General features: G+C 66.9%; 12 protein-coding genes. 9 read left to right on the top strand and 3 right to left on the bottom strand.

Features of this window, described 5'->3' with window-relative positions:
* Positions 1–91: 91 nt before the first annotated feature.
* Positions 92–1,231 (bottom strand): ABC transporter substrate-binding protein, encoded by a 1,140-nt coding sequence (locus tag JKG68_RS08870; protein ID WP_202058281.1) that lies wholly within the window; start codon positions 1,229–1,231, stop codon positions 92–94.
* 210 nt (positions 1,232–1,441) lie between these two features.
* On the opposite strand from JKG68_RS08870, the gene JKG68_RS08865 reads away from it, so the two are divergent.
* Positions 1,442–2,224 carry a class I SAM-dependent methyltransferase gene (locus JKG68_RS08865; RefSeq protein WP_202058278.1) on the top strand — a complete coding sequence of 261 codons (783 nt, stop codon included), beginning with the start codon at positions 1,442–1,444 and terminating at the stop codon, positions 2,222–2,224.
* 76 nt (positions 2,225–2,300) lie between these two features.
* Entirely contained in the window at positions 2,301–2,975 is a 675-nt protein-coding gene (locus JKG68_RS08860) for a hypothetical protein (RefSeq protein WP_202058276.1), read from the top strand.
* Between the two features lie 296 nt (positions 2,976–3,271).
* Here JKG68_RS08860 and JKG68_RS08855 read toward each other — a convergent pair whose 3' ends face one another.
* The gene (locus JKG68_RS08855; RefSeq protein WP_202058274.1) at positions 3,272–4,261 is read right to left on the bottom strand and encodes a threo-3-hydroxy-L-aspartate ammonia-lyase; all 990 of its coding nucleotides are present in this window, start codon (positions 4,259–4,261) and stop codon (positions 3,272–3,274) included.
* Positions 4,262–4,531: 270 nt separating this feature from the next.
* Here JKG68_RS08855 and JKG68_RS08850 point away from each other — a divergent pair, with 270 nt between their 5' ends.
* The 7 genes from JKG68_RS08850 to JKG68_RS34505 all read left to right on the top strand — a co-directional run bounded on the left by JKG68_RS08850 (position 4,532) and on the right by JKG68_RS34505 (position 11,214).
* Positions 4,532–5,764 carry a calcium-binding protein gene (locus JKG68_RS08850; RefSeq protein WP_202058272.1) on the top strand — a complete coding sequence of 411 codons (1,233 nt, stop codon included), beginning with the start codon at positions 4,532–4,534 and terminating at the stop codon, positions 5,762–5,764.
* Positions 5,765–5,909: 145 nt separating this feature from the next.
* A complete protein-coding gene (locus tag JKG68_RS08845) occupies positions 5,910–7,034 on the top strand; it encodes a hemerythrin domain-containing protein (protein ID WP_202058270.1) in 1,125 nt (374 codons plus the stop codon).
* Between the two features lie 397 nt (positions 7,035–7,431).
* Complete coding sequence (gene minD / locus JKG68_RS08840) at positions 7,432–8,238, top strand: septum site-determining protein MinD (protein WP_202058268.1); 807 nt, start codon at positions 7,432–7,434, stop codon at positions 8,236–8,238.
* Entirely contained in the window at positions 8,235–8,510 is a 276-nt protein-coding gene (gene minE, locus JKG68_RS08835) for a cell division topological specificity factor MinE (protein ID WP_202058266.1), read from the top strand. Before minD ends, minE begins: the two co-directional genes overlap by 4 nt.
* Positions 8,511–8,714: 204 nt before the next feature.
* On the top strand, positions 8,715–9,719 hold the full coding sequence (locus tag JKG68_RS08830) for a DUF5996 family protein (RefSeq protein ID WP_246515228.1): 1,005 nt from the start codon (positions 8,715–8,717) through the stop codon (positions 9,717–9,719).
* A gap of 156 nt (positions 9,720–9,875) precedes the next feature.
* Positions 9,876–10,559 (top strand): ComEA family DNA-binding protein, encoded by a 684-nt coding sequence (locus JKG68_RS33325; protein ID WP_246515227.1) that lies wholly within the window; start codon positions 9,876–9,878, stop codon positions 10,557–10,559.
* Between the two features lie 103 nt (positions 10,560–10,662).
* Positions 10,663–11,214: a PRC-barrel domain-containing protein gene (locus tag JKG68_RS34505; RefSeq protein WP_202058264.1), complete on the top strand. Its 552-nt coding sequence runs from the start codon at positions 10,663–10,665 to the stop codon at positions 11,212–11,214.
* On the opposite strand, the gene JKG68_RS08815 is transcribed toward JKG68_RS34505, so the two are convergent.
* Positions 11,193–11,492: a hypothetical protein gene (locus JKG68_RS08815; RefSeq protein WP_202058262.1), complete on the bottom strand. Its 300-nt coding sequence runs from the start codon at positions 11,490–11,492 to the stop codon at positions 11,193–11,195. The two genes, JKG68_RS34505 and JKG68_RS08815, sit on opposite strands and share 22 nt — an antisense overlap.
* Between the last annotated feature and the right edge of the window lie 14 nt (positions 11,493–11,506).

Here is an 11,506-nt window from a genome sequence, read left to right as displayed (position 1 = left end):
GCAAGAAGCACGAGCTTCTTGCGTTGGACGAGGACGCGGTAGGCACCGCGTCCCTGCGGCATGGCGATGGCGGGAGAGTGGGCCAAGAGCCTTATTCCTTGTCGGTGAGGGATACCCAGTAGCCGGTCTTGTAGGGCACGGGCAGGAAGCGCTCGTAGAGGGTCTTCATGGTCGCTTCGGGATCGAGATCCCGGAACAGCTCAGGGTGCAGCCACTTGGCCATCGCCTGAATGGCGACGAACTGGTAGGGGCTGTTGTAGAACTGGTGCCAGACTGCATGCACCTTGCTGTCCTTCACGGCCTTCACGCCCGTATAGGCGGGACGCTTCATCAGCGCCGCAAGCTTCTCCCGGGCCTTCGCCTTGTTGGCGCCCGAGCCCACGCCCACCCATGCGCCGCCGGGAACGTAAAGCTCCCAGTTCGAGCCCGTGACGATCACGTGGTCGGGGTTCGAGGCGATGATCTGCTCCGGGTTCACGACGCCGAAGGTGCCGGGAATGATCGAGGCTGCGAGATTGCGGCCGCCCGCGACCTCCACGAACTTGCCGAAGTTCTCGTTGCCGAAGGACATGCAGCAATCGTCGGAGTAACCGCCGGCGCGTTCCATCATCACGAGCGGCCGGGCCGGGTTCGCCTGGGCGAGCGTCTGCGTGACGCGCTCGATCTGCTCCTTGCGGAACGCGATGAACTCTTCCGCACGCGCTTCCTTGCCGAACAGCTTGCCGATGATGCGCATGCTCGGGTCGGTGTTCTCGAAGGGCTTCTCGCGGAAGTCCACGAACACCACCGGGATGTCGATCTTGGCGAGCTTCTCGATGAGCTTGGCGTCGTCTGTGGCGGTCTTGGCCTCGACGTTGAGGATGATCACGTCGGGCTGGAGCGAGACGGCCTGCTCCACGTCGAAGGTGCCTTCCTTGAAGCCGCCGAAGGTCGGGATCTTGCCGATCTGCGGGTACCGGGCGAGGTAGTCGTTGTAGCCGTCGAGATCCGCCTTCTGCAGGTCGTCGCGCCAGCCGACGACGCGCCGGAAGGGCTGGTCCGTGTCGAGGGCCGCGACGAAATACATCTGCCGCCCCTCGCCGAGGATCACCTTCTCGGCAGGCGCCCTGACCTCGACCTGACGGCCGGTGATGTCCGTGACCGTGATCTTGGAGCCGGCCGCATGGGAGGAGACGGGCAGGAGCCCTGCAAGCGCCAGGGCGGCACCGATAACCAGTTTGGAGAGTTGCATCACGCGCCTCGCATCAGGAAGAAAGCGGGCTTCTCCTAAGGTGGGCTCGACTACAGTGCAAGAATTATCTTTTAGAACTACTTTAATGAAAACTCCAACATCTGTAGTTTAGAACAATTATATTCTGCAGTTTATAATGATTACAATTTGACGACTTGCGGATTTGCGACTAGAGGAGCGCCGAAAACCATTTATGCCATGAGCCTCCCCATGAATGCGAACTACACGCTGCGCGACGAAATCCGCGACTACTGGTCGGCCCGCGCGGCGACCTTCGACGAGCAGGTGGGTCACGAGATTTTCTCGGAAGGGGAGCGCGAGGCCTGGCGCGCGCTGTTCCTGCGCCATCTGGGCCCGGGCGAGGGCCGCAGGGCGCTCGATCTGGCCAGCGGCACGGGGGTGATCTCCCATCTGCTCCACGGCCTCGGCTTCGACGTCACGGGGCTCGACTGGTCCGAGGCGATGCTGAAGCAGGCGCGCATGAAAGCCGCGCGCACCGGCGCGGATATCCGCTTCGTCATGGGAGACGCCGAGCGCACCCTGGAGGCGCCGGGAAGCTACGACGTGCTCGTCACCCGCCACCTGGTGTGGACGCTCGTCGACCCGAAGGCGGCGTTTCGCGAATGGCATTCGCTTCTCAGGCCGGGCGGCAGGCTTCTCGTCGTGGACGGCGATTCCGTGTCCGACACCCTTGCCCGGCGCATGATCCGCCTCGTCGAGCGGCTGGTGCCGGGGCTTGCGGGAGCGCCGCACGCGCCCAGCGCCATGCGCGAAACCCATGAGCGCATCCTCAAGCGGGTTTATTTCTCGAACGGCGCGCGGGCGCAGGAGGTCGCCTCCCTGCTGCGCGATGCCGGATTCGCCCAAACGGCCATCGACCGCAATCTCAAGCCGATTCACCGGGAGCAGGCGAAGAACCTGCCGCTGCTCAAAGGGCTCGAACGCGCCACGCAGCATCGCTATGCCGTTGTGGCCGTGAAGGCGTCCGCCTGAAATCCGGTGGCCTGCGGGCCCGGATCGTGCTCTCCTGATGCGGCCCGACAAGGGGCCGCATCGCCGGGGGAGACGAGTGGGACAAGGCTTTTTTCGTGTTCTCGCCCTCTGTGCCGCGCTGACGGCAACAGCCTTCGAGGCTCGCTCGCAGCAGAATGCCGATGCTGCAACAGTGCCGGGCCTGCCTGCCATCGGCAAATGGATGCTCACGAGCCAAGGGGTGCCGTCCGACTGGCTCGGCGAAGTTTATCAGGGCAGGAACCTGCGCGAGCCGATCAACGTGATCATCGTCGACGAGGGCGCGTCAAGCGCCGAGGATGCGAAGGCGAGGCTCCTGGCGGCGGCCGCCCACGCCGGATACCCTATCCGCTTCGGGCATTCGACAGGCTATCGGGGCTTCATCGGCGGGCAGCTCTACACGCAACTGCCGCAGGGCCGGGACGATGCCTTCTCCAACGACGTGTTCGAGGTCAGCAACAACCACGGCCGGATCTTCGGGCCGCACGCATTCGAGCAAGGCTATCTGTTCACCGGCGCCTTCAGCCGCGAGGAGGTCGATCCGCTCCGCTATCCGCCGCATCGCTACGGCTCGTTCAACCGGGCGCGGGACGACTTCACGCAACGCCTCGACCGAAGCACCGCGTTCAAGGTGAGCGGGTTCGTGGATCTCGGCAACGCATTGATCCACGATCCGAAGCTCACGACAGGCGATCACGACGGCATGGCGGTCGTGGTGCGCGCCGGGCGGTAGAGGAATGCGCCTTTCCTGACACCCTCTCGTCATCCCGGGCGAGCGGAGCAGAACGCGGGATAGGATGCAGGGAGGATGCCGGAACCTCAACACTGTCATCCCCGCGCAGGCGGGGATCCATAACCACGACGTCTTCGGACGAGGCGATCAGCGCTGCGCATCATTCTGCACCGCTAGTGGCTATGGATCCCGGGCTCCGCTTAAGCGGCCCCGGGATGACAGTGTCGGGCTGGTTTGAAAAACCCCGGATCGTCGCCGTGCGCCCCCCGGGACTGCATGCCGAAAAGCCCGTCTGCCTACCCGGCCAAGAACCCCGCGAGCGCCTTCGGGTCCACGTTGCCGCCGCTGATGATGATGCCGACGCGCTTGCCCCGGCAGGGCACGATGCCGTTGAGCGCCGCCGCGGCCGCAAGGCAGCCGGTGGGCTCCACCACGATCTTCATGCGCTCCACGAAGAACCGCATGGTGTCCACGAGTTGCTGGTCAGACACGGTGAGCATGTCGTCCACGAGCGCCTGAATGATCGGGAAGGTTTTGCCGCCCACATAGGTGGTCTGCGCGCCGTCCGCGATGGTGACGGGCACGGGGATCCGCACGATGCTTCCTGAGCGGAACGATTGCTGCGCATCGTTGCCCGCCTCCGGCTCGACGCCGTAGATGCGGCAGTCCGGCGAGAGCGCCTTTGCGGCCAGCGCCGAGCCCGCGAGCAGGCCGCCGCCGCCGACGCAGACGAGCAGCATGTCGAGGGGGCCTGCCTCCTCGATCAGCTCCTTGGTGGCCGTGCCCTGGCCGGCGATCACGTCCTCATGGTCGTAGGGCGGGATGAGGGTCAGGCCGCGCTCCTGCGAGAGCCTGCGCCCGATCGCCTCGCGGTCCTCCGTGTAGCGGTCGTAGGCGACCACCTCGCCGCCATAGCCCCGGGTGGCGGCCACCTTCATGGCCGGCGCATCCTTCGGCATGATGATCACGGTGGGCACGTCCTGCAGCTGGCCCGCATAGGCGATGGCCTGGGCATGGTTGCCGGAGGAAAACGCCACGACCCCGCGCCGCTTGGCGTCGTCGGACAGCCGCGCGATGGCGTTGTACGCGCCGCGAAACTTGAAGGCTCCCGCCCGCTGGAAATTCTCCGCCTTGAAGAACAGTGTTCCGCCCGTGCGCTCATCGGCGGTGCGGGAGGTGAGAACCGGCGTGCGAAAGGCGGCGCCGCCGATGCGCGCGGCGGCTGCGGCCACGTCGTCATAGGTTGGCAGGCCGGCGGCGAGTGTGTCTTGCGGCGATGGGGTCATGGTCGATGCATCGGCTCCCTTGAGGCCCGGGATCCTTACACCTTTCGGGGTACATTTCGAGTCCGCCGGCGAAAGGGAGGGCACCGCCCTTCAGGAGGATGCTATCCTTCCGGGCATCTATACAACCTTACATTGAATTGAGACATTGGGCCGGGGGCTTAGGAGGAACGCGGATCTGCGGGCGAGAAGAACAGGCCCTTGCCCTTGGATGATTATTGGACGTGGCACAGCCGCTCCGCACCCGCGTTGCTCCCATGCAGTGGAGATCACATGTCCAGCTCACCGCAAACCCTGCGCTACGTTTTCTACGGCGGCGTCGAGGGCCTCTACCAGAACCAGGATATCGACGATTTCGATCTTGCGTCCCCGCAGCATGGAGCCGCCGCATTCGGGTACAGGGAAGCGCAGCTCATCACCGGCCATCTGTCCCTCTCCGGCGAGGCCCTCGCGATCGCCACGTCCGTTCCCCGCGGCGATGACGTTTTCCTGTCCCCGGCACAATCTGGCTTCTCGTTCTTCTTCGAGCAGCCGAACTTCGGAAGCCAGGGGGGCTACACCGAGAAGGACATCGATCTCAACTCATCGGTCTGGCTCAATCTCGGGGCCGGGGATGCGCCGCTGGCGGGCCTGCGCATCTCGATCGCCGAGATCCCGAACCCCCTCATCCTGTCGTCGGGCACGACCCTGGAGCATGCGCCGACCGGCATCGGCGCCCGCATCGACGGCATCTGGCTGCCATCGACCGTCAAGCCGCTCGTGCTCAGCGGCACCAACGGCGACAACAGCCTGCGCGGAACGGCGCAGTACAACTTTCTCTCCGGCCGCGACGGCGACGACACCCTGTTCCTCAAAACAGGGCAAGGCTGGCTCTGGGGCGGTTTCGGGGACGATTACCTCAAGGGCGGAGGCAAGAACGACTTCCTGTTCGGGGGCTACGGCGACGACAAGATCCTGGGGCGCGGCGGGAGCGACGTCATCCGGGGCGGCGATGGGGTCGACGAGCTGCGGGGCGAGCAGGGCAGGGACACCATCGACGGCGGCTTCGGCGACGATTCCGTCAAGGGCGGCAGCGGCGACGACACCTTGGGCGGCCAGCACGGGACGGACAGGCTGCACGGCAACGACGGCCGGGATACCCTCGACGGCGGCTACGGCAACGACCTCCTGGATGCGGGAAGCGGCGACGACTGGCTCTTTGGGGGATTGGGCGACGACTGGCTCTTTGGGGGATTGGGCCGGGATCTTTTCTGGGTCTCCTTCGGGCGGCCGAACCATGGCCGCGACACCATCGTGGACTTCAAGCCCGGCTACGACCGGATCGCCATCGAGAGCGATCTGTTCGAAACATTCCGGCAGATGATCGACGGGAACTATGCCGTCCAGTCCGGCGACGATGTGCAGATCACCTATGGCTACGGCGCCGCATCCTTCGTGCTGACGATCGAGGACGTCCGCTTGGCCCATCTGCGCGCGAGCGACTTCGGCATCTCGCCGAACGGCTGATCCCTGCGCGGCGGCCCCGGGCGCTCCACGGGTCGGGTTCCGTGGAGCGCCTGCGCCTCGGTTGCCGGTCGAGCGCCTTTGCGGGCGGAACAGGTGCCCGCCACAGCCGTTCATGCATGAGGCAAAGGCTCTGAAGGAGGCTTCGATGGACCTATGGCAGATGGTGACGAACGATCACGCGAATATCGAGGAGCTCTGCCGTGAGGTGCTGCATGCCACCGGCAGCGGACCGAACAGCCGCGCCGAGCTTTTCGCCGACCTCCAGGACGAGCTGGAGCGCCACATCGCGGCCCAGCAGAACGTTCTTTACCCGGCCCTGTCAGGTCACGAGCGCACCGCGAGCTACGTCGCCGACTTGGAACGGGAGCAGGAGGCCATCCTGCGGCGGCTCGACGAACTCGCCGCCCGGCCGGACAAGGACAGCCGCGAATGGGCCACCGAATTCAAGGAGCTCATGGGCTCCATCCGCCACGCCTTCACCCTGGAGGAGAACGGGGTGATGATCGTCGCCCGCGGCGTCTTCTCCCCGAGCGAGCTCAAGGAGCTGCGCCGCTCCTACGAGCGCGAGCGCATCGCGTCCTATGAGGCCGACCGCTGGCATATGCCGCAGTCGGTCATGCCGAGCCGCTACGGCCTTCCCACGGGCACGGTCTTCGGGATCCTCGCCGGGATCGCCGCCATCGGGACCGGCGCCCTCCTGTGGAACATGAATCGGTCCGGGCAATCCGGCTCCCGGCAGAACGGGGGCCTGCGCCCGGCGCCCCGGCGCCCCGAGCCGCCGTTCCCGCTCGAAAGCGGCGTGATCGACCGCAGCCTCGAAGGCTCCCGCACCACGGCCGGACGAGCATCATCCACCACCCGCATGTCCTCCGGCGCCGGAGCATCCGCGCCCCCGCGGGCCTCCTCGGCCAGGATGTCCGACCAGGCCGGACAGGCGGACGACGCCCTGCTTCACGGCGCCGGCACGGGCATGGGTACAGGGACGGGCATGGGTACAGGGACGGGCATGGGTGCCGGGGCGGGTACAGGGACGGGCGCAAGCACGGGTGCAACCGCATCGACCGCACCCGGTGCGGGCGGCAGCCCCGCCGACGACAACTGGTTCTCCTCGGCCAATCCGCCGAGCGCCCCTTCGGGCCTGTCGACGCCCCTGCAGCCCGGCGGAACGCTGCCGGCCGGCGGTCCCGCAACCTCGCCGGGGGCCATCGGCACCGGCGGCGCCCAGACGGGGGCTGCGGATACCGGCGGGCTGAAGCGGGACGGGCAGTAAGAGCCGCACCCATCGTCAAAGGCGGTTTTTGCCTCCGGAGCAGCACCGGATGGCAAGAACCGCCGGCACCGCTATGGCAGCGGGCCGCCGGACCCCAGGCGCTCCCGCTGCCGCAGCGGGAGCATGCACCGCCCTCGAGGGTAGCGCCCGCACCTCCTCTCCAATCTCGCCCGAACCCGTCATTTTTGGCGGTTTTCCGCCAAAATACCTCCCGTGGGCCGGCAATGTTAACCAGCCGGTAACCATACTTGGCGCGCAATAGGCTTCCTTACAAAGCGTAGGGAATCGCGACAGCTTCAAGCCGCCTCCGCTCTCCGAACATGTTCTGCGGTCCTCCGGGGAACCTGCTGGTGATGCCGTCGCAAGCACAGATTCGAACGGGATAGGAGAACCAAGGATGGCGAAAGTACTGGTCGTGACATCGGGCAAGGGAGGCGTCGGCAAGACCACCTCCACGGCTGCCCTGGGCGCGGCGCTGGCTCAATCGGGGCAGAAGGTGGCGATGATCGACTTCGATGTCGGCCTGCGCAACCTCGACCTGATCATGGGCGCCGAGCGGCGGGTGGTGTTTGATCTGATCAACGTGATCAAGGGCGACGCGAAGCTCGAGCAGGCACTGATCCGCGACAAGCGCGTGGAGACCCTGCACCTGCTGCCGGCCTCCCAGACCCGCGACAAGGACAACCTCACCGACGAGGGAGTCGGGCGCGTCATCGAGGGCTTGCGCGAGAAGTTCGACTGGATCATCTGCGACAGCCCGGCCGGCATCGAGCGCGGCGCGACGCTGGCCATGCGCCACGCCGACGTAGCCGTGGTCGTCACCAACCCGGAAGTGTCGTCCATCCGCGATTCCGACCGCATCATCGGCCTGCTCGACTCCAAGACCCTGAAGGCGGAGAACGGCGAGCAGGTCGAGAAGCACCTGCTGCTCACCCGCTACGATCCCGCCCGCGCGCAGCGCGGCGAGATCCTGAAGGTGGAGGACGTGCTCGACATCCTGTCTATCCCGCTGCTGGCCATCATCCCGGAAAGCACCGAGGTGCTGCGCTCGTCGAACCTCGGCGCGCCCGTCACCCTCGGCAGCCCCAATTCCGCGCCCGCCCGCGCCTATCTCGAAGCGGTGCGCAAGCTTCAGGGCCAGACCGTCGAGGTGCAGAAGCAGCGTGGTCTGTTCAGCAAACTGTTCGCCAGGAGGGCCGCATGAGCCTGTTCAGCTTCTTCAACCGCCGCACCTCGGCACCGGTCGCCCGCGAGCGGCTTCAGGTTCTGCTCGCCCATGAGCGCACCATCGTGGGCGGCGAGTCCGATCTCGTGGCCATCCTGCGCGAGGAGATCCTCGCCGTGATCGCCAAGCACATGGCGGTGCCGCAGGACAGCGTGCAGATCAAGATGGACCGCGGCGCCTCCGTGTCGACGCTCGAGGTCGACATCGAGATCCCGACCTCCATCACCGCCGGCATGCGCCCGGCCGCTTGAGGCCCATCGGCCGCAGGCGCGTGGCTGCTCCGAAGAGTTGTTCACCGCCTGCGGCCCGCCCGCTATACTTCTCCGCTCTGGGGCATCGCGTGAGAAACGGGAGCCGGGTTTTCGTGTCGAACGATGCGTCAGGAAATGGCTGCTCGGCCCTCCCGTGCCATTCCCGGCCGGAGATGGCGCGACCGGTGGAGGGGAAGGGAATCGATGGCTGCTGCGCGTGAACGTGGATCCCCGTCCCGGCCCGCGGAACCCGAGGACGCCGCAGGGAGCAGGCTCGAAGCATCCGCTTGGCCCGAGCTGCCTTATCCGGCCTGGCGGGCCACGGCCGCGACCCTGCAGCTCTGGACCCAGATCGTCGGCAAGGTTCGCCTCTCGCTCACCCCTTGGGTCAATCACGGCTGGCACGTGCCGCTCTACGTGACCGCCCGGGGCCTCGGCACCTCGCCCATACCGGCGGGCCGCGAGATCCTGGAGATCGAGTTCGACTTCATCGCCCATCGCCTGCTCGTTCGCACCAGCCGCGGGGACGAGCGGCACCTGGACCTGAAGCCGCAGGCCGTCGCGGATTTTCATTCCGCCCTCGTGGGCCTCCTGGCCGATCTCGGCATTCGTGTTGCCATCAACGAGATGCCCAACGAGGTGCCCAATCCCGTGCGCTTCTCCGAGGATTGGTACCACGCATCCTACGACCCGGACGCCGCGCACCGCTTCTGGCGCGCCCTCGTGCAGGCGGACCGGGTGTTCAAGCTCTTTCGCAGCAGCTATCTCGGCAAGGTGTCGCCGGTGCACTTCTTCTGGGGCAGCTTCGATCTGGCTGTCACGCGCTTTTCCGGGCGCCACGCGCCGCTCCATCCCGGCGGCGTGCCGGGCCTGCCGGATGCCGTCACCCGCGAGGCCTATTCGCACGAGGTGTCGAGCGCGGGCTTCTGGCCCGGCAGCGACGCCTATCCGCAGGCCGCCTTCTACGCTTATGCCTATCCCGAGCCGCCGGGCTTTCGCGACGCGGCGGTGACGCCGGGCGCGTCCTACGACACCGCGCTGGGTGAGTTCATCCTGCCCTACGAGACCCTGCGCGGGGCCGCCGATCCCGATGCCCTGCTGCACGACTTTCTCGTCACCACCTATGCGGCGGCGGCCGACCGCGGCGGGTGGGACCGGGCCGCCCTCGAATGCCCCCCTGGCGTGCCCGCACGCCCGCGCCGGGTTTAGGGCGCGCCGTGATAGCGTTGCGGCCGCTCCCGCGCCGAGGCCGCAGGCCCGTGCCGACGCGGAACGATCGGCTTTCGTTGCCACGCCTGCGCCACATCCGGGGTTTAACCCTTGCGTCCAATCTGGATTTTTTCGGCGAACCTTGTGCGAGTACCCATGCAGATTGGTAATCTTTCCCGAACCCAGGAACCCCGCACGCCGCAGGACAGCGCCCTGCGCCAGGCCATGCGCGTCTTCTTCGTGATCGGCCTCATGGCCGCCGGCGGCCTCGGCCTGTCGTGGTGGTCGCACCGCACCGGACCGTCGCCGCAGGGAGCGGTCGCGGCAGCCGATCTGCAGGCGGCTCCTGCCATCCCGCAGCCGCCGACCCTGGTAAACCACACCGCACGCCTGGAGGCGGTTGAGGTCAACCCGCCGCTCCGTGGCGCGGTCCCTGCCGTGGAGGCTGCTTCCTACGTTCCCGCCGACGCCTCGAACCAGCCTGTTTCCCTTCCAGTTTCCCTTCCGCCCGCCGCCAACGCGGCCCCCTTGAAAGCGCAGGCGAGCCTCAAGCCGGTCGCCTCGCCGCCGCCTGCGGATCCCGTCGACACGGACATGACGGGCACCGTCACCCCGCAAGCGAGCCTTGCGGATGCAAAGCCCCTGGCTGCGGCGGAGACCTCCCTCGTCGATCTGAACACGGCCTCCTTCGCGCAGCTGAACAGCCTCAAGGGCGCAGGCGCCCTCGGCCGCGCCATCATCAAAGGCCGCCCTTACGCTTCCGTCGACGACCTCATGCGCAAGAAGGTGCTGCGCCGCACGGCCTTCGAGAAGATCAAGGATCAGGTGACCGTGCGCTGAGCGTCGGCTCCAGCGGGCCGGTCCCGCAGCGCCGCATCTTGCGTTTCGTCGGTGATCGTGAGTCAATGATGCGGGGGCGCCCTTCGTGACGAGGGAGGCTGTCGTGAGAACCTATCATGTGTTCCAGGCCGCAAACTCTCCGGGCCTTCGCGGCTTCACCGACGAGCCGCGCGGCAGCAAGCTGCCGCCCGACCTGGGACCCTGGATCCTGACGCAGACCATCGAAGCCGACGAGGAATGGACGCTCGATGTGAGCCGCGCGGTGGTTGTTGCCGGCATCCTGGAAAACGGCTTCTATCTGTACGGCCCGATCAAGCGGCCCGCGTCCTCCAGGCCGATCATCGAGAGCGACCGCGTCGAGGGAACGGCAGTCTACGACCGCAACAACGCGCAGATCGGCACCATCAAGCGGCTGCTGATCGAAAAGGTGAGCGGACGCGTGCTCTACGTGGACGCGACCTTCGGCGGGTTCTTCGGCGTGGGCGCCCATCACCACACGATCCCCTGGGACAAGCTCACCTACGATACGGAGCTCGAAGGCTACCGCACCGACGTCACGGAAGAAGCCTTGCGCGCCGCGCCGGCCCTCTCCGACGAGAGCCGGGACCTCGGGCGCGAGCGCGAGATGGAGGATTACTGGCGCGGCGGTGCATGAGGCACGGGCGGGGTTCGAAGGGCCGGCCCGCTAAGGCCTGCCCTTCGAGCGATCAGCCCGGTGCCTGTTGCGTCACGTAGCCTTGTCTCAGCGGCGCCGGAGGTGGGCAGGCCGATGGCCCAGGCCGGAATGAACAGGTTGGCCAAGCGCGCACAGGCCTCCTGGGGAGGCTGGGCGTGGGCGCCGGTGCCGGCGAGCGCCGTGGCTGCAAGCATGGTGAGGCCTGCGGTCAGGGTCTTCATCGCCTCGGCGGAACGCGGTGCTGGTCGCTGCTTCAAGATCGTCTCCCTCG

This window comes from Microvirga aerilata (assembly GCF_016743775.1).
Lineage (GTDB): Bacteria > Pseudomonadota > Alphaproteobacteria > Rhizobiales > Beijerinckiaceae > Microvirga > Microvirga aerilata.
The sequence above is the reverse complement of the archived record's forward strand: the minus strand, read 5'-3'. Positions and strand labels throughout refer to the sequence as shown.

Bases quoted from the DNA above. Each gene is read 5' to 3' on its own strand.
- JKG68_RS08845 (WP_202058270.1), top strand. From the start codon at position 5,910: ATGGACCTATGGCAGATGGTGACGAACGATCACGCGAATATCGAGGAG.
- JKG68_RS08870 (WP_202058281.1), bottom strand. From the start codon at position 1,231: ATGCAACTCTCCAAACTGGTTATCGGTGCCGCCCTGGCGCTTGCAGGG.
- minE (WP_202058266.1), top strand. From the start codon at position 8,235: ATGAGCCTGTTCAGCTTCTTCAACCGCCGCACCTCGGCACCGGTCGCC.
- JKG68_RS33325 (WP_246515227.1), top strand. From the start codon at position 9,876: ATGCAGATTGGTAATCTTTCCCGAACCCAGGAACCCCGCACGCCGCAG.
- JKG68_RS08865 (WP_202058278.1), top strand. From the start codon at position 1,442: ATGAATGCGAACTACACGCTGCGCGACGAAATCCGCGACTACTGGTCG.
- JKG68_RS08855 (WP_202058274.1), bottom strand. From the start codon at position 4,261: ATGACCCCATCGCCGCAAGACACACTCGCCGCCGGCCTGCCAACCTAT.
- minD (WP_202058268.1), top strand. From the start codon at position 7,432: ATGGCGAAAGTACTGGTCGTGACATCGGGCAAGGGAGGCGTCGGCAAG.
- JKG68_RS08830 (WP_246515228.1), top strand. From the start codon at position 8,715: ATGGCTGCTGCGCGTGAACGTGGATCCCCGTCCCGGCCCGCGGAACCC.
- JKG68_RS08850 (WP_202058272.1), top strand. From the start codon at position 4,532: ATGTCCAGCTCACCGCAAACCCTGCGCTACGTTTTCTACGGCGGCGTC.